We start from the raw sequence: 18315 nt of genomic DNA, 5'->3' as shown, positions 1-18315 counted from the left end.
TGATGACGAACCGTGCTAACTAACTGAAAAAAGTTTTATTTTGACGCTTCCAAAAACAACATGATGAGAAAATATTTACTCTTTTTTGTACTGATTGGTTACCAGGCCATAGCGCAGATCGAGTTTGTTCCGGGATTCTACATTGACAACAATGGGGTCCGAACGAATTGCCTGATCCGTGACGAAGGCTGGCGCAACAATCCCACCAGCTTTCAATACAAGCAAAGTCCGGATCAACAAAGCACTACGGCAACGATCGAACGGGTTTCAAAGTTCGGTGTAGACCAGGGAGACCTCTATGAACGTTTTACGGTAAAAATTGACCAATCTTCTAAAAACATCAACGCCCTGAGCAAGGAAAAGCAGCCCGAATTTAAAGAAATGACGGTGTTTCTTAAATACGTCACTGAGGCCGACATCAGCCTGCTTTCCTACGAGGCAGGCGACCACGTCCGCTTTTTTGTATACAATAAAAACAGTGCGCCGGAACAGCTGATTTTTAAAGATTATTTGCTGGACCCCTCCACTATCGCTCAGAACAACTACTTCAGGCAGCAGCTTTACACTTCATTGAAATCAGCCAGGCTCACGCAGAAGGATTTCGAACACCTGCAATACAAACAACAGGACCTCGTAAGGGTATTCGAAAAATATTATGCCGACAACGGCAGCGCGCACACCGTTACGAAAGAAACGTCAAAGACAGCCATACACCTTGCTGTTACGGGCGGTGTAAATTTTTCCGGTGTCCGGCTTGTCAACGACGCCCAGAATGTCGACATCAGTACAGGAATGCATGCTTCGCCGGGCTTCGGATTCGAAGTTGAATCGATATTGCCTTACAACCATGGTAAGTGGGCCATTTTCGCGAATCCCAACTACCACTATCTCAAATACGAAGAAACGTCGGTCAATCCTTTTATCGTGGATTATAAGGCCGTGAACATCCCGATCGGCGTCCGACACTACATGTTCTTAAAGAACCCTTCACGCCTGTTTCTCACGGGCGGCTACGCACTGGGGTTTTCGTTCTCCTCCGCATTACAATACCGTGGATTTAAATTTGACGTGAGCAAAGGCGGCAATTTATTCTTCGGCGCGGGCTATAATTATGGCAAATACGCTATCGAGGTCAGGTATAACACGATGCAAAGCATGATCGTATATTCCTTTTGGGATGCTGGTTACGGCGCCGTCCAATTGGTCGCATCTTACAAATTATTTTAAAGATCGGAAATGAAAAAATTAATTTTATTGCTCGTCACATGCACCGCATTACAGGCATTTTGCCAGGAATCCAAGCCGGTTTATGACGAAGCGCTTGCGAAAAAACTCAACGCAGACTCGCATGGTATGCGCAAATATGTTTTTTGCCTGCTCAGGACCGGCAGTAATACCTCCGCTTCGCAGCAGGAAATGACAGCACTTTTTGAAGGCCACATGGCCAATATCAACAAGATGGCGGCAGACGGTAAACTTTCGGTGGCGGGGCCATTCGGTAAAAACGATCGCAATTACCGTGGCATCTACATCTTCAATGTCGACTCGATTGAAGAAGCCAAGGCATTAACCGAAAACGACCCTGCAATAAAAGCCAATGTCCTTGAGGCGGAATTCACCTTGTTTTATTGCACTGCAGCGCTGCAGCAAATTCCAGAACTACACGAAAAAATAGCAAAAGAAAAATACTAAAATGACTGTCAGGAAAATCGCTTTTGCCGCCGCCGGACTCTTACTTTGGTCCTGCCATAAGGAAACCGACTTCACTCAAATCGATGCGGCCATCAAAAAATACGACACCGTAGATTTCTCCGCGCTGAAAAATACCTACGTGGGCTACCGTGGAAGGGACGAAACTGCCAATTTGATGCTCATGGTGGCAAAATTCGACCTCTCCTGCCCTGCATACATCGCCACGGTTTACCCAAAGACCAAAGAACTCACCGCCGTTGATGAGCACCTGATCAAAGAATCCGATAAGGACTGCCAGCCTTATTTCACCAAACAACAGATCGCGCAATATTCAAAAGCCTTCCTGAAGTATGACGCTAAAGTCATCGGAGTCGATGCCTCCGGGAATGTCTACATCAATCCGGCAGCACAGGACGCACCAAACCTGCTGAGGAAAGTCGACGGTAGCACGCCAAAAGACCTTGCCGATTTTAAAAAATATAAAGGCAACTGGTACCTGCGTAAAACAGAATAACTTTCCATTTTTTATGGCGCCTCCCGTTACGGCTTCCTCCGTCGCCGTACCGTGACCGCGCACTCCGCAGTGCATGGCACTTTGCTGCGATCGCTGGCGCGGCGCCGCGTTGCCCGCAGGCGCATCCGCCAATTCCCGATTCCCGCCCCGTACCGCATCCACCTTGCCATACACCATAAAAAAACCGGGAACAATGCCCGGTTTTCCTTATCTGTATACTTTTTGATTATTCCTTGACGAATTTCGCCTGGTATTGCCTCTCGCCCGAGGTCGCCCGAAGGATGTATACCCCTGCCGCAAAGCGCGACACGTCGATCACCTCAGTGCCCTTCTGCTCGAGGACCACCCTGCCGGCTGAATCCAGGATCACCACATGCTCGGCCCTGAAGTCGCCATCCGACCTGATGTTGAGTAGCGACGAGGTCGGGTTCGGGAATATCCTGATGCCGTACCCTGCAGCCACCGCCTCCTGAGAGAGCGTTTCCTGCTGTACCATCTCAGGCATCCTGACCATGCACGAGATCAGCGTCACGTTGGCCGCCGCCCGAAGGCTCTCGCAGCCGTTGAGGGTCTGCGATACGTAGTAAGTGCCCGCCGTAAGCTGCGAAGACCCCGCAAGGGAAGTCCCGCCGCTCGCCGAGGCATACCACCTCAGTGCCGTGCCCGTAGCCACAAGGTCGCTTACCAGCTTGCCCTGGCAAAGTGACTGGTCAGATACCGCCGGTGGCGCCGTAGCATTCACGCTCACCGATACCGCGCGGCGCGCACTCGTGCAGCCGTCGATGGTCTGGGAGACGTAATAGGTGCCTGTGGCGAGCTGCGCCGTCGAGGGCAGCGCCGATCCGCCTGTGGCCACCGTATACCATAACAGGTTGGTTCCCGTAGCCGTAAGGGCAGGGCGCTTCACGTTGCAGCTGAAGACCTGCGGCGAGGGCGCATCAGGCATCGCCACGGTGTTGATGGTCACGCTGACCGCCGTACGGTCGCTCTCGCAGCCGCCCACCGACTGTGATACGTAATAGGTCCCGCCTGAAAGTATCGTCCCCGTTGCCAGTGCCGTGCCGCCCGCCTGGGACGTGTACCATTTCAGGGACGTGCCGGCCGCCGCAAGGTTGGCCACCGTAGACCCCGAGCACAATACCTGCGCCGTGGCAGCCGGTGCCGACGGGTTGGTGATGATAACCGATACCGCCCTGCGCCCGCTTACGCAGCCGCTGACGGTCTGGCTCACATAGTAAGTGCCCGTGGACAGCACCGCCGTAGAGGACAGTGCCGTACCGCCGCTCGGTACCGTATACCACGCCAGCCCGCTGCCGGTAGCCGCAAGGCTTGGACGCCTGGTGCCGCAAACGAACGTCTGCGGTGAGGGCGCCTCAGGCATAGGTGCGCCGCCCGTGATCACCTCTACGGCCGTGCGTGCGCTCTCGCACATCATCGAATTGGTCTGTGAGGCGTAATAGGTAGCCGTAACCAAAGGGGTAGTCGATGCCAACGGCGTGGTGTCGGTCTCAGAGGCATACCACTTGATGCCGCTGCCCGTAGCGTAAAGGTTTGCCACCGTAGCCGCCGTGCAGAAGAACTGCGTGGAGGCGGTCGGCGCCGAAGGGTACAGGATCGTCACCGATACTTCCCTCCTCGGGCCTTCACAGCCGTCGATGGTCTGGCTCACATAATAAGGGCCCGTAACGAGCTGCGCTGAGGAGAGCATCGGGGTGCCGCCCATAGGCGACGTGTACCATTTAAGGCCCGTGCCCGTAGCCACCAGGCTTGTCCTCCTGGATCCGCAGTTGTAGGCCTGTGCCTGTGGCGCATCGGGAAGCGCAGGGCCCGAAAGCGTCACAAGGACTGCCGTCCTGGCGCTCTCGCAGCTGCCCGTCTTCTGTGAGGCGTAGTAGGTGCCCGCAGTAAGCTGCGTGCCCGTGGACAGTGCCGTACCGCCTGCGGCGGTGGCATACCACCTGATGTCGGTGCCGCTGGCCGTAAGGTTGGCCACCGTAGCGTTATAGCAATGGGTCTGGTCGTTTGACACCGGTGCGGCGATCGTATTGACGATCACCTCAACGGCCCTTCTCGAGCTCTGGCAGCCGTCGATGGTCTGGGTCACGTAATAGGTGCCGCTGGCCAGAAGGTCTGAGGAGGCCATGGCCGTGCCGCCCGAAGGTGTGGTGTACCACCTCAGCGTGGTGCCCGTGGCCGAGAGGTTCGTCCTCCTGGCCCCGCATACGAAAGTCTGAGGTGAGGCTGCCGATGGCATGCCCACCTGTACCGTCACGCTGACCGCAGTGCGGTCGCTCTCGCAGCCGCCCAGGGTCTGGCTGGCGTAATAGGTTCCCATCTCCAGGGCCGTATCGGCGCCAAGGGCAGTACCTCCTGTCGGGGAAGCGTACCATTTGATGTCGGTGCCCGCTGCCGTAAGGCTCGAGATGCTGCCGCTGCAGAACGACTGCGCCGTGGCCGTCGGGGCCGCGGTGTGGCTCACCGTCAGGTGCAGGGTACCGGTCTCGGTACAGCCCGTGGCATTCGTGCCGCTGTAGGTATAATCGCCGCTGTTGGTGTAGGTCACACCGTGCCACAGGTAGGAGCCGCAGGCTGTTGCCGTCTCATCGGTGGTGGTGCTGCGGTTCACCGTCAGGTGCAGCGTGGAGGTATGCGTACAGCCAAAGGCGTTCACGCCCTCGTAGGTGTAGTCGCCGCTTTCGGTATACTCACGGCCGTTCCACTCGTAGCTGTCGCATGCCGTCGCCGTCTCTTCAGAGGTCGTTGACGGGTTGATGGTGACATTGATTGGGGTCATGTCGCTTTCACAACCATGGGCAGTTTGCGACACATAATATATTCCGGTTTCCAATAAAGCATCAGGTGATGAAAGCAAATGGTCGTTATCATACCATCTTAAATCAGTTCCTGAAGCAATCAAATCGGCTACGATGGCACCGGCACAAAATGCCTGGTCAGCTGCCGATGCCGATGGTGTGCTGTTAACGGTTACAGTCACTGCTGTCTTTTCGCTTTCGCAACCCGCTACACTCTGTGACACATAGTATGTGCCAGTCGACAACATATCGGTTGGTGCCAAAAGAATGTCTTCGGCGTCGTACCACCTGAGACCAGAACCAAGAGCATTCAGATCCGAGACTAAGGCTACTCCGCAGAATGTCTGGCTTTCGGCTGCAGGTGCCGGCGTCTGGTTTACGGTCACGATAACCATAGTGCGGTCACTTTCACAACCGTTTTGGGTTTGCGTCACAAAATAGACACCACTCTGAAGGACATCGGAATCGCTGACAATATGATTTGATCCATCGTACCATCTGATATTGTCTCCGACGGCCGTCAATTCAGATACGGTGGCCGTTCCGCAAAATTCCTGATCTGCCGATATTGGCGCAGCGGTATTGAAAATGGTCACCGGAACTACCGTTTTAGGGCTTTCACAACCGTGTCCCGTTTGGGAAACGTAATACGTCCCGGTGTGGATGCTGTCTGTCAATGCCAGAACATGGTTTTCGCTGTCGAACCATTGTAGATCGGTACCCGTCGCAGCCAAATCGGCCACAGTCGCTTCAAAACAGAACGACTGCGCTGTCGCTGCCGGAGCGGGTGTATCATTAATTATGACCGAAACCGCTGCCTTGGTGCTTTCGCAGCCATGAGCAGTTTGCGTAACAAAATACAATCCGGTTTGCAACATGGTGCCTGAAGTGAGCAGATTGTTTTCGGCGTCATACCATTTGATATTGCTTCCCACAGCATTCAGGTTAGCTACGGTCGCACCCGAACAGAAATATTGCTTCGAGGATTCAGGAGCGGGTGTAAAATGCGCATCTACTGACGCCGTATTAACGATAGTACAGCTTGGCGACACCACGGTGGAAGTATAAACCGTAAAAGTGCTGGGTTTCGCATAGACTACAGCGCGGTTTTCTCCTGCAACGTAAGGGACAGTTGCCGTTGCATCCGTGTACAACCCTTCCACAGGCGACCAGGTCATCATGGTCTCCGGCGCGCTCAGTATCCTGAGATTCGGCCTCACGGCAGGCTCATAAATAGTGGCGCGACTGCAAATGTTAGGCTCGTTGTCCACTTTCACATGCTTGTACAATTTCGTGGCAACCTCGGATGATTCGACATTTAAATTATTGACCGGCGTTCCGCCATTGTTATTGTTGTTGTAGCAGGTTTCAACCAACAGGTTAGAGATCCCGTCCCAGACCAATGGTGTCGAGAGCGTGTAATCTATCTCGCCGTTACCGGTTTGCGGAACATACGAAGCCTGCGTGAAGACCGTGTAATCAGGGCTTTGGATAAAATCTTCGAGCACATTTACCGTAGTGAATCCCGCTTTTATTGTAAAATTGCTGAGTTGGATTGGCGTTCCGGAGGTCACCTTATAACCGATGGAGTTGATTGGGCTGCCTGAATGCAATCCGAGAGCAGACAACTCGCTGGCCGTATACACCGCCTGGCTTCTGGCGCCGCCCCAATATCCCTGATACGGAGTGTAATTGGTGTTGGTGGAAACACCTGACCCCAATTGCCGTACCGGGTTATTGATACTGGCATTTACCGTCAATGCCTGGATTTCGCTGCCGCAGATTTCACTCGACGCAGGCGTAACGGACACCGTGTTCACGGTTACATTAATTTTCTTGCGGGCAAGACTCTCGCTGCCATTAATGGTTTGGGATGCGTAATAAGCTCCCGTCGTCAGCAAGCTGTCTGACGCTAAGGCAGTACCTCCTGATGAAGCCGTGTACCACTTAATATTAGATCCGGTAGCCACGAGGCTGGCAACGGATACCTGGCTGCAGAACACCTGATCTGAAGCAGCCGGCGCAGGAATCGGATCAACAACAACGGCATACGCAGGTAAACTATATTTTGAACCGCTCGCATTCTTAATTGTAAATTCCAAACGTCCCAGATTGACCTGGTTCGCAAAATAACTGCTTACGGGATTTAATGTTACGGAATACGTTCCATTAGGGTTGGCGGTCAGGGCGCTCGCCGGCAGCGGCGCATTAAACGTGCCGTTATTTGGCGAAGGCTGCATATTGGCCTGGGCCTCGTTATATGACTGGGCCCAAAGGTATAAATTACCGGCACCGGTCCAGTAACCCGGAGTGACCAGACTAAAGGTGAACGTGACCGAATCAGATTGATTAAACGACGTGGTGCTTCCTGTCGTATTATTCACAAAACTACCGATGATCTCGCGGCCCTGGTCAGTTGTGAAAGGTGAAGCTGCGACCCAGTCGCTATAAGCGAAAGTATCGCAATAGGAGCGCACCCACAGGTAATAGGTCGTTGAAGGTGACAGCCCCTGCAACGTTCCCGGATTTGAAAACGCATAGCCCATACTGGCAGTCGACGCTGTTGGTGCAACCCCTGTGGTATTGTAATAATATTGTAAAGAGTTATATCCGGTAGTATTGAATTCAGCAGTGGTCGAATACACATTGCCAATGCTCACGCTCGTCGGGGGCACACATGCCAGTGTTGTGGCTGATCCGGCCGAAATCCACGGACCTCTGGAGATACTGCCGCAATTTGATCGCATCCAGACATAGTAAGTTGTAGAGGACATCAGGTTGAAAACGTAACCTTCATCGACTGTACTGACGTAAAAAGCACCTGTTTCCTGCGTCGTCGCCGTGGGCTCTGTAGCGGAAGTACTGACATAGTAATCGTACCCTGTTGGCGCTTCTGCCGGCCGGTCAAACTCGACTACCAGGAATCCTTCGTACACTGACCTGATTGATACATTTGTAACGGACTCACAGCTAAAGGTCACCGCGCTTCCCACCAATACCCAATTGCTGTACGCGGATAAGCCGCATCGCGAGCGCATCCAGACAAAATAGGTGCTGGATGGCAGCAGGTTGATCGATACCGATGAAACGCTCGGACTGACGCTGCCCGACGGTGCATCAGAAGCGGACGGCGCCGTGTTGGACATGCTGTAATAATATTGATAACCGAACGCCGGTAATGATGATGGCGGTGTCCATGACAGCGTAGCTGAACCTGCTGTTATATTGGAAATGGTGATATTCGAAGGCAATTCGCAAGCCGGTGTGGTGAATGCGCCGCCGCTTGTCCAATCACTTGTATTATTGCCGCTGCACCTTGAGCGCAACCAGAAGTAATACGTGGTAGAAGGTGTGAGGTCACTCAAAGACAAGCTCGTGGTGATGCTACCCGTACCCGCCGTAGCAGCGGTTGCCGGCGTTGGTGCTGTTGCTACGGTAGACAGATAATATTGGTAGTCGGCTCCCGGGGCCACTGCCGGCGCGGTCCATGACACGGATGCCGACGTGGCACTTACATTGCTTACAGTAACGTTAGAAGGCTGCCCGCAGGCGTCTTCGCAGGTGATGTATCTGGTGCGGCTGGTTTGTTGTGTCCCACATCCCGAACTCAGGTGGAAATAATATTTGATTGTGCCCGATACGGCGTTAGACGACCAGGTCACCGGGGTGACTCCCGTTGCATAAACCGTCAGCCCGTCTGAGCTGACCACAGAAATGTAATCTGTGCCAACAGAACTCCTGAAAGTGTATTTTTTATTTGGCACGACATTCACCACGGTATACTCGCCTGCCCACGCATTCGTTACGATGGTTTCCTGGCTTCCGGTGCAAGCGGGTGTAAAGTTGGTGCTTGGATATTGTGTCCCGTTGAGGCAGGGCGCGTTATCCTGAGCAACAAAACTGCCTCCTGCAACCCAGTTCCCTGAGATGGTTGCGGAACATTTGGAGCGAACCCAGTAATAGTAGCGCACGCCAGCCGTTAATCCCGTTAGGGATTTTGACAAAACGCCTGCGGACACACTGCCGGATGCTGTCGTAGTAGGCGCAGTATTGATATCGGAATAATAATATTCATATCCTGACGCGGGTGCCGGCGATGCGGCAGTCCAGGAAATCGTGGCCGACGTTCCCGTGATGCTGCCTGCCGTGAGTCCGCCCGGCGTATTGCAGCTCAGGTCGGCACAGGTGACATACCTTACCCTGCTGGTCTGCTGTGATCCACAGGATGCATTGGTATTCAGGAAATAACGGATGACCTCCGCATTGTTTGAAACCCAGGAAACAGGTGTGGTGCCGCTTACATAAATCACGGTGGCCGCGGCATTGGTGATGGTAATAAAATCAGTGCTTACAGAACTCCGGAATGTGTATGACCTATTGGCCAGTACGTTGACGTTGCTATACTCCCCTGCCCAGGCGTCGACGGTAATGGTTTCCTGGCTTCCGCTGCAGGCCGGCGTAAATGTAGTCGTTGGGTATAAACCCTCGACAGCGGTCGTACAGCCGGAGTAACAATTGATGGCCGTGGGAACGTGGTATTCTGTTGTGTTGCCTAAACCAAGCTGGTAAATCTGATTGGCACCCCAACCTGACATGGAGCCATCGGTCTTGATGCCGAATGTATACGAAAGGCCGGTACCTACCGAGGCCCAGTCATTGGCAGTTCCGATTTGCACCGGAGATGACTTGTTCACCACGGTATTGTCACCAAGCTGCCCTTTTGCATTGTCACCCCACGCCCATAATGTGCCGTCTGTCTTGATTCCGAAACTGGAACCCCAGGCTGCGTAGGCGGATTTCCATGTGGATGAGCCCACTTGGACGGGAGTGTAGCTTACCGGCGCCGCACTGCCTATGCCCAATTCGCCGAAGTTATTGTCTCCCCAGGCCCATAATGTCCCGTCAGTCTTTATAGCCAGTATACTTCCCATGGTGCGCGAAATACTCTGCCAGTCTGTTGCGGCACTTATCTGGATAGGCACGTTGGAATTTACTGTGGTTCCGTTTCCGTAATAACCCGCATTGTCCCCACATGCCCAGAGCGTCCCGTCGGTCTTCAGTGCAAATGTATTGCTGCCTCCTGACGTGGCCATCTTCCAGTTCGTATCAGTTCCTACCTGAACCGGACTCAGGCGGTTTGTGGTCGTACCGTCGCCAAGCTGGCCATAAGTATTCCTACCCCAGGCCCACATTGTTCCGTCTGTCTTGATCGCGATGGTGTGATTGAGACCCGCATAGACGTATTTCCAGTTTGTGGCCGTACCTACCTGGACCGGGCTGTTCTGTTGGACCGTATTTCCGATACCCAGCTCGCCATTGCCGTTTCCTCCCCAGCCCCAAAGGGTTCCGTTGGTCTGGATGGCCATGGTGTAGGCCGAATTCGTGCTTTCAGAACCCACGCTTACCACCTTCCAGGTGGCAGTCCCCACTTTCGCCGGCGTGGTTACATTGGTGGTATTTCCAAGGCCCAGTTGCCCGAAAGCGTTCCAGCCCCACGTCCACAGTGTGCCATCAGTCTTTATGGCTGCACTGCTCTCATAGCCGGCCGCGACACTTTGCCAGCACTGGCTGTATCCATTTGAGAAAAGAAGTAATGCAATAAAGGTAAGTAACGTAATTTTTGTCCTCATAAATAAGAAATTTATAGTCTTGTTTTGGCGCATTTTTGTATGCAAAAGCTTCCAAAAATAGCTTTATTTTTTAATAATCAACGGATTGTGTTTAAGAAAATATTAACACAGGCAGCGCAAGGTCAGTTAGGCGGATTTTTTGGTTTTTTATCGAAGGGCCTCGATCGTTTCGGATTTTACAATCAATTGCATCTCGTTTCGTAAGCAGGCGCCTCGGAATTGTATCGCCATCCGCTTGACAGTACTTTTCTTATCTGAAATGCAACTGCGGATTTGAACGAATCTGTTCATTTACAAATCAACTTCGTATATTTGGACAACATTAATATCCAGGTACCATGAAAAAACTATTTTTACTTTTGGTTATATGCATCGCCAACGCAGGATTGGCGCAGACCGCTTTCGACCGATGGCCGGCCATGAATGAATTCCATGACATCCTTTCGCAAACGTATCATCCCGCAGAGAAAGGCAATCTCGAACCCATTAAGTCCCGTTCGCTCGAACTTGCACAGAAAGCTGAAGCGCTGAACACAGGCGAAAAGCCGGACGCGTTCAAGACAAGGGAAATTGTTATCGCTACTGAATTGCTGCAGATTAAAAGCCGCGAATTGCATAAAAAAATCAAACAGGGCATTTCAGATGCCGAGATTACGACTTTGCTTAACAGCATTCATGATACTTTCCATGAAATTGTCGGACTTTGCGCTAAAGAAAAATAAACTTAAAACCTGCCTGCCAGGTTTTTTTTATGCCTGTGAAATATGCTTAAACTCAACCGCATCCACCACATCGCCATCATATGCTCAGACTATGAGGTGTCGAAATACTTTTACACCAAAGTGCTCGGGCTTGCAATGACCAGGGAGACTTACCGTGCCGAACGCGATTCGTATAAACTCGACCTGTCTATGAACGGTTATTATTGTATCGAACTTTTCTCGTTTCCCTCCCCGCCTCTGCGGATTACGCGGCCCGAAGCTACAGGACTGCGTCATCTGGCGTTCGAGGTTGACAGCGTGCTGGAGACGATAAAATATTTTTCCTCAATCGGAATGGCATCAGAACCCATTCGTATCGATGACCTTACGGGTAAGAAATTTAGTTTCATTTCCGATCCGGACAACCTTCCGATTGAATTCTACGAGAAATAAATTTTACAACATTATAAAAAATTCACATAAACAATTTTTGTTGTACTTTTGACAACTTTGGGACGTAATTCAAAAAAACAGTACAATGAAAAAGCACATTTATTTCGCCGCGGCCTCGATTTTTTCGGTGATGTTGCTGGCTTCCTGTAAAAATGAACCAAAAGACATCGATGATGCCAAAGAGGATGTTATCGAAGCCAGGCAGGACCAACAGGCCGCAACTGAAAAGGCTGATGCCGCCCAGACGGATTCAGTTTCCGATTATGCGCGCTTAAAGGCAGAAACCAATAAGCTGATCGCTGACAATAAAACGCGTATTGCCGAGTTTAAGGTGAAGCTGAAGACGGAATCTGCCACAAACCAGGCTAAGTTCCAGAAGCAGATTGACAAACTCGAAGCCAGGAACGAGGAACTGCAGCAGGATCTTGACAGTTGGGCCGATAAGGGCAAGGAACGTTGGGATGCTTTCAAATCGCGCGTAGCCAAGAGCGTCGAAGACATCAACAAGGACATCGACGATTACAAAAAAGAACACAATTATTAAATTAGCACTTTAATATCACCTGAATCATTGATTCTATCAAAGGGCGTCCTCACGGATGCCTTTTTTTATTAAGGTTAAAGTGCATCAACAGTCGGTGTGTTAGGGCGGGAACATGTACTTTTGCAATATACCGTCAACTGATGAAGCACCAATCCAAATCCCTGTTTATCCTGTCGTTGCTCGCGGCCGCTGCGGCGATCGGTTTGCTGTCTACGATTTTGGCGCTGACACTTAAGGAAATGACTGCAGCCTATGAAACCTTACTTTTCGGAAAAGTCAAAACCTGGCCGATAGTGTTTTTCATATTCCCTTTCGCCGGACTTTCAGCAATCCACTGGCTTCGGAAAAAGGTTTTCAAAAATAAGCCAAACAAAGGCATTGCCGAGGTGTTTGAAACGGTCAGCCACAAGCGCGAATGGCTTCCCGCGTACAAAATTCCGTCGCACGCAATCAACGGCTTCCTGACCGTGGTTTCCGGGGGATCGACAGGCATTGAAGTCTCCACCGTCGTAGCAGCTGCAACCATTGGTTCTACTGCCCGCAAAAAATTCAGCCGGTTCCGCAAATACAAAAGTACCCTGATCAACTGCGGGGTGGCAGCCGGGATTACCGCCTTATTCGGCAACCCCATTGCGGGATTCTTTTTTTGTTACGAAGTGATTTCCCGAAAATGGAACTGGCTCAGATTGTCGGCAGTTTTGGTAGCGCTTGCCGTATCCACAGCGCTCATCAACCTGGCAGATTTTGCGCCGCTTTTCACCATCCGGCTGCACGGGTGGCACTACCATGCGTTGCCGTGGTTCGTACTCCTGGGCGTCATTGCGGGTTGCCATTCGGTATACCTCACGCGCTGCGTGCTGTTTTTCAAAGAAAGGTATTCCCGACTGTCATCTGATCGTCACAGAATCGTCCTCACTTCCTTTACGTTGGGCGTTTTAATGCTCCTTCTGCCGCAATTGTATGGTGAGGGGTACCATGCCGTCGCTGAAAGTATGCAGCAGGCGCAGACCCTTATCCTCACGCCGGGCCTGTTTCTTACCTGCGTCGCTATTGTATTGCTTAAACCGATCGCGACTTCGGCCACGCTGGCCTCCGGCGGCGATGGCGGCGTTTTTGCACCGGGTATGTTTATCGGGGCATTCCTCGGATTATTAGTTGCGCTGCTCCACAATACCTTTTTCAGTGCACAGGTGATTCCGTTGAATTTTATGATCCTCGGTATGGGGGCCATGCTCAGCGCGAGCATACACGCTCCATTTACTGCGGTTTTCCTGACCTGTGGCCTGACGGGCGACTACACACTGCTGGTACCGGCGCTGCTGGTCTGTTTTGTTTCAAAACTAACCGCCAAATCGTTGTATCCTTTTACGGTGTACACGTACCAAAAAGTATAATGCTTATATTGCGGCTTTAAACCGGACAACATGATACGTAAAACCTTTGCGGCTATCGCACTATGCGCCGTGATTTCGTCGTGTAAAAACGAACGCCGCTACGACAGGATTGAAAATGCCAAATGGCTTATAGGACGATGGGAAAATGACTCCCGCGCAGGCAAACTCGTGGAAGAATGGTCGACGTTCAACGACAGCATGATTATAGGAAGCGGCATGTTCGTGACCGGAACAGACACTGTTTTTTCCGAAGACCTGTGGCTGGAGCAACATGGCGACTCGCTTTCGTATTTTGCAAAGGTGTACGGACAGAACAACAGCCGGAAAGTCGAGTTTAAAATGACTTCGTCCACAAAAGACCAAATGGTGTTCGAAAACCCAACACATGATTTCCCGAATAAAATAGTCTACAGGCACGTACAGGACAGCCTGATTGCAGACGTTTCAGGCGTTTCGAAAGGACAACCGAAGACCGAACATTTTGCCATGAAGAAAAAATAACGCAAAAAAATCCCCACCAGCCGGCAGGGATTTTTTGTATATGGTTGTTAGATTACTATCGATTCAACTCAATTCTTATGTGGGATATTTCCGAGGATTTCCAATACGAATTTCCAATATTTCTGAGCAGATTTTATGCTTGCCCTTTCATCCGGGGAATGTGCACCGTGAATGGTTGGCCCAAAAGAAATCATATCCATTCCCGGGTAATTTGTACCGAGGATACCACATTCGAGTCCGGCGTGGCAGGCGACTACTTTTGGCTTTTCGCCGTTTTGCTTCTCGTAGATATTGACCAAAACTTCCAGTATTTCTGAATTCACATTTGGTGTCCAGCCCGGATAAGAGCCGCCGAAGGTTACTTCGCAACCACACAGTTCGAATGCAGAGCGCAATGCATTGGCTAAATCAAATTTTGAACTTTCCACCGAAGAACGCGTTAAACACTGAATTGAAAGCTCACCGTTTTTGACCGTAATCTTCGCAATATTATTTGAGGTTTCCACCAGGTCTTCCATATCGGCGCTCATGCGGTACACGCCATTGTGCGCAGCATAAACGGCACGCAGAAATCCTTCCTGAGCGGGCACCTGCATCACTTTTGCAGGCAAATCCGATTTTTCTATAAGGATTTCCAACTTCGGCTCGGTGGTCTTAAACTCTTTTTTAATATCACCGATAACTTCCTGCATGTCGAACACAAAGGCTTCGTCATACATTCCGGCAATGATTATTTTAGCCACGCTTTCACGCGGAATCGCGTTTCGGAGGCTGCCCCCGTTCAATTCGGAAAGCTGCAAACCAAAGTTTTCGAAACCGCCGAAAAGCAAACGGTTCATGATCTTGTTGGCGTTGCCCAGGCCTTTGTGGATATCCATCCCCGAGTGGCCGCCATTGAGGCCCTTCACTGTAATCGTATACCCCATGGAACCTTCAGGGGTTTCTTCCTCATCATACACTGCAGTTGCAGTAACATCCACGCCACCGGCACATCCGATATCGATCTCGTCATCTTCTTCGGTATCGAGGTTTAGCAATATTTCCCCTTTTAATATGCCGCCTTTAAGATTCAGGGCGCCTGTCATTCCGGTTTCTTCATCAATTGTAAATAAAGCCTCAATTGCGGGATGTGCGATGTCAGTGCTCTCGAGGATTGCCATAATTGTTGCTACACCCAGTCCGTTATCTGCACCGAGCGTCGTGCCACGCGCGCGAACCCAATCACCATCAACATACATGTCGATGCCCTGGGTGTCGAAATCAAAAACGGTGTCATTGTTCTTTTGGTGCACCATATCGAGGTGTCCCTGCATCACAATCATCTTGCGGTCCTCCATGCCTTTGGTAGCAGGCTTTCGAATGATTACATTGCGGATTTCATCTTCAAAAGTTTCAAGGCCAAGACTGTTGCCGAAGTCTTTCATGAATTGGATCACGCGTTCTTCTTTTTTTGAAGGACGGGGTACTGCATTTAAGTCGGCGAATTTATTCCAAAGGGCTTTTGGTTCAAGGTTTCTTATTTCGTTGCTCATATTTTTGATTATAAAAATGGGTCACTATGGTAACATGCCTCAAAGTTAAATGTTTTGCGGGAGGATACAAGTTGGAAGCAAAATTTAGGTAGACCATAACCGAAATTATTTCCATAAATTCGTCTTATGAGCTCAAAAGCACTTTAATTATGGAAAATCAGAGAGTGTATAAAATGTCGTTCGCCGGCGTTTACCCGCATTATATTACCAAAGCAGAGAAAAAAGGGCGAACCAAAGAGGAGGTAGATACTGTCATCTGTTGGTTAACAGGCTACAGCCCGGAGGCATTGCAACAGCAGATTGACGATCGGGTGAATTTCGAGGAGTTTTTTGCACAGGCGCCCCAGCTCCATCCGAATGTTTCGAAAATTACAGGCGTGATTTGCGGTTACCGTATTGAAGAGATTGAAGATCCGTTGATGAAGCAGGTGCGATATCTGGACAAACTGGTCGACGAGTTGGCAAAAGGGCGGCCAATGGAGAAGATATTGAGGAGTTAATGATGTGATGAAAAACAACCTCCGCATGTACAGCCTATTATTATTCGTGACTTTTTTTCTATGTTACCTCGAATGGGCAGATAAGAGTGCGTTCCTATTCCAGGCGCAATATGACCTGTTATTTAAGAACGACAAAGCTTCACTGGTACATCCGCTGATACTTGGCCCGGCGATTGGGCAATTGCTGTTGTTGTTTTCGCTTTGGAAGCCCGATCGACGGACTGTGCTTTGTGGGATGCTGCTGTTGGGGCTGCTGGCACTGATGGTGTTGATTACGGGAATTTTTAGCGGTAACTGGAAAATCATTTTGTCGGTGATGCCTTTCGGGATGGTTTCCGGGGTATTTGTTCTGAAATATAAGAGACTTAAAACGCAAAAATTTTGAACGCTTGAAAAAGAAATACCTACTCCCTGCGCTGTTAATCGTACAAATCATCCTAATTAATTTTTTAGGTTATATTCCTGACACTGTGGAACGCCTTTACAGCAACGGTTTGTACCTGCCGATTTCGAAAGGAATGCGGATTTTGTTCGGGTGGATCCCTTTTTCCTTTGGCGACGTTTTGTATTCGGTGGTATTCGTTTTCATATTCCGGTGGATTTTTCTGAAAAGAAAAACCTGGAAAATTCATTGGAAAGCGAATTTACTTCATATCGCAAGTTTTATTTCTGTGGCATATTTCGCTTTCCACTTGCTTTGGGCATTCAATTATTACAGGGTCCCGTTAAACGAGACTTTAGGCATCCGCAAAGATTATACGCAAACCGAACTGCGTGAATTTACATTAAAACTAATCGAGAAAACCAATGCCGTCCAACTTAAAATCACCAAAAACCAAAACGCAAAAGTCGTTTTCCCACAGTCGCGCGAAACCATTTACGGCAAGGCATTAAATGGATATGGCCATCTTTCGGCACAATATCCGCAATTCAATTACACACATTCCAGTATCAAAGGATCCATTTACAGCCTGCCACTCACCTATATGGGCTTCTCAGGGTATTTAAATCCGTTTACGGGTGAGGCACAGGTGAACGACAAGATGCCGTTGTATTCGTTTCCTGTCACTGTCTGCCACGAAATGGCGCACCAGCTGGGTTATGCTTCGGAAAGTGAGGCCAATTTCATCGGATTTCTTTCCGCCAAAAGCAATGCCGATTTATATTTTCAATATGCCGCTTATTCATTTGCGCTGCGCTATTGCCTGAATACTTTTGAACGCACAAAGGAAGGCAATAGTAAGCAATTTATGCCTTTGATCAACAAGGGCATCCTTGAAAATTACAAGGAAAGCCGGGCATTCTGGGAACAATATGAAACCTTCATCGAAACCGGATTTAAAATCTTCTATGACCGTTTCCTCAAAATGAACCAGCAAAAAGACGGCATGGAAGGCTATAGCCGGTTTGTGGAACTGATGGTAAATTACTACAAAAACCGCACGCTTTAGTTCGGAAAACCAAATCACATTTGTATTTTTACGCCAATCCGGTTCACTATGTGTAACAAAACCGTGATTACACTACTAACGCCGATATGACTGAAAGTTTAGAGAAATCTTTTGTGCAGCAACTGCAGACCAACCAGAATATCATCCACAAGATTTGTAGGCTGTATACTTCGGGCGAAGACGCGCACAAGGACTTGTTTCAGGAAATTACGATCCAGCTTTGGAAAGCCTATCCGAAATTTCGCGGCGAAAGCAAGTTCTCGACTTGGGCCTACCGCGTGGCATTAAACACCGCCATCACCTTATACCGCAAAAGCACGCGTTCGCTGTCGACCGTGGAATACGACAATACAAAGCATTTTATCAAACAGGAAGAATACAATTATGAGGAGGAAGAGCAGCTCAAACTGTTGTATCAGGCCGTGTACCAACTGAACGATATCGAGAAAGCGCTTATTTTTATGTATCTTGAAGATAAGGATTATCAGGAAATATCTGAGACGCTGGGAATCAGCGAAGTAAACGCACGTGTAAAAATGAACAGGATCAAAGGGAAACTGAAAAAAATACTAAATCCGTAAGGTAATTAT

14 protein-coding genes are annotated in these 18315 nt (G+C 50.0%); 12 read left to right on the top strand and 2 right to left on the bottom strand.

The genetic code is table 11. The annotated features are described in order from the left end of the window. Positions 1-60: 60 nt before the first annotated feature. The 3 genes from HYN48_RS08675 to HYN48_RS08665 are packed head-to-tail and all read left to right on the top strand — an operon-like array spanning position 61 to position 2206. Complete coding sequence (locus HYN48_RS08675) at positions 61-1227, top strand: PorT family protein (RefSeq protein WP_146171752.1); 1167 nt, start codon at positions 61-63, stop codon at positions 1225-1227. Between the two features lie 9 nt (positions 1228-1236). Next, positions 1237-1692, top strand: coding sequence for a YciI family protein (locus tag HYN48_RS08670; protein WP_108370729.1), 456 nt, complete (start codon positions 1237-1239; stop codon positions 1690-1692). 1 nt (position 1693) lies between these two features. Beyond that, positions 1694-2206, top strand: coding sequence for a hypothetical protein (locus HYN48_RS08665; RefSeq protein WP_108370728.1), 513 nt, complete (start codon positions 1694-1696; stop codon positions 2204-2206). A 226-nt stretch (positions 2207-2432) separates the two neighbouring features. Here the strand turns inward: HYN48_RS08665 and HYN48_RS08660 are convergent, their stop codons facing one another. Next, positions 2433-10649, bottom strand: coding sequence for an Ig-like domain-containing protein (locus HYN48_RS08660; RefSeq protein ID WP_181248446.1), 8217 nt, complete (start codon positions 10647-10649; stop codon positions 2433-2435). A 338-nt stretch (positions 10650-10987) separates the two neighbouring features. Between HYN48_RS08660 and HYN48_RS08655 the strand changes: the two genes are divergently transcribed. The 5 genes from HYN48_RS08655 (at position 10988) to HYN48_RS08635 (ending at position 14242) form a co-directional block, all read left to right on the top strand. Continuing rightward, entirely contained in the window at positions 10988-11371 is a 384-nt protein-coding gene (locus HYN48_RS08655; RefSeq protein ID WP_108370726.1) for a hypothetical protein, read from the top strand. A gap of 42 nt (positions 11372-11413) precedes the next feature. Beyond that, positions 11414-11803, top strand: coding sequence for an SMU1112c/YaeR family gloxylase I-like metalloprotein (gene gloA2, locus HYN48_RS08650; RefSeq protein WP_108370725.1), 390 nt, complete (start codon positions 11414-11416; stop codon positions 11801-11803). A gap of 85 nt (positions 11804-11888) precedes the next feature. Beyond that, on the top strand, positions 11889-12347 hold the full coding sequence (locus tag HYN48_RS08645) for a hypothetical protein (protein WP_108370724.1): 459 nt from the start codon (positions 11889-11891) through the stop codon (positions 12345-12347). A gap of 140 nt (positions 12348-12487) precedes the next feature. Then, a complete protein-coding gene (locus HYN48_RS08640) occupies positions 12488-13741 on the top strand; it encodes a chloride channel protein (protein WP_108370723.1) in 1254 nt (417 codons plus the stop codon). Positions 13742-13771: 30 nt separating this feature from the next. Further along, the gene (locus HYN48_RS08635) at positions 13772-14242 is read left to right on the top strand and encodes a DUF6265 family protein (RefSeq protein ID WP_108370722.1); all 471 of its coding nucleotides are present in this window, start codon (positions 13772-13774) and stop codon (positions 14240-14242) included. 68 nt (positions 14243-14310) lie between these two features. Here HYN48_RS08635 and HYN48_RS08630 read toward each other — a convergent pair whose 3' ends face one another. Further along, positions 14311-15774, bottom strand: a complete 1464-nt coding sequence (locus HYN48_RS08630; RefSeq protein WP_108370721.1) for an aminoacyl-histidine dipeptidase — start codon at positions 15772-15774, stop codon at positions 14311-14313. Positions 15775-15923: 149 nt separating this feature from the next. Here HYN48_RS08630 and HYN48_RS08625 point away from each other — a divergent pair, with 149 nt between their 5' ends. From HYN48_RS08625 to HYN48_RS08610, 4 genes are all read left to right on the top strand, one after another. Next, positions 15924-16274, top strand: a complete 351-nt coding sequence (locus HYN48_RS08625) for a DUF2200 domain-containing protein (RefSeq protein WP_108370720.1) — start codon at positions 15924-15926, stop codon at positions 16272-16274. Positions 16275-16299: 25 nt separating this feature from the next. Continuing rightward, positions 16300-16659 (top strand): hypothetical protein, encoded by a 360-nt coding sequence (locus HYN48_RS08620; protein WP_146171751.1) that lies wholly within the window; start codon positions 16300-16302, stop codon positions 16657-16659. Between the two features lie 154 nt (positions 16660-16813). After that, positions 16814-17725, top strand: a complete 912-nt coding sequence (locus tag HYN48_RS08615) for a DUF3810 domain-containing protein (RefSeq protein ID WP_245946008.1) — start codon at positions 16814-16816, stop codon at positions 17723-17725. Between the two features lie 86 nt (positions 17726-17811). Further along, positions 17812-18306, top strand: coding sequence for an RNA polymerase sigma factor (locus tag HYN48_RS08610; protein WP_108370717.1), 495 nt, complete (start codon positions 17812-17814; stop codon positions 18304-18306). The last annotated feature ends 9 nt before the right edge of the window (positions 18307-18315 follow it).

This window comes from Flavobacterium magnum, from assembly GCF_003055625.1.
Taxonomy (GTDB): Bacteria; Bacteroidota; Bacteroidia; order Flavobacteriales; family Flavobacteriaceae; genus Flavobacterium; species Flavobacterium magnum.
The sequence above is the reverse complement of the archived record's forward strand: the minus strand, read 5'-3'. Positions and strand labels throughout refer to the sequence as shown.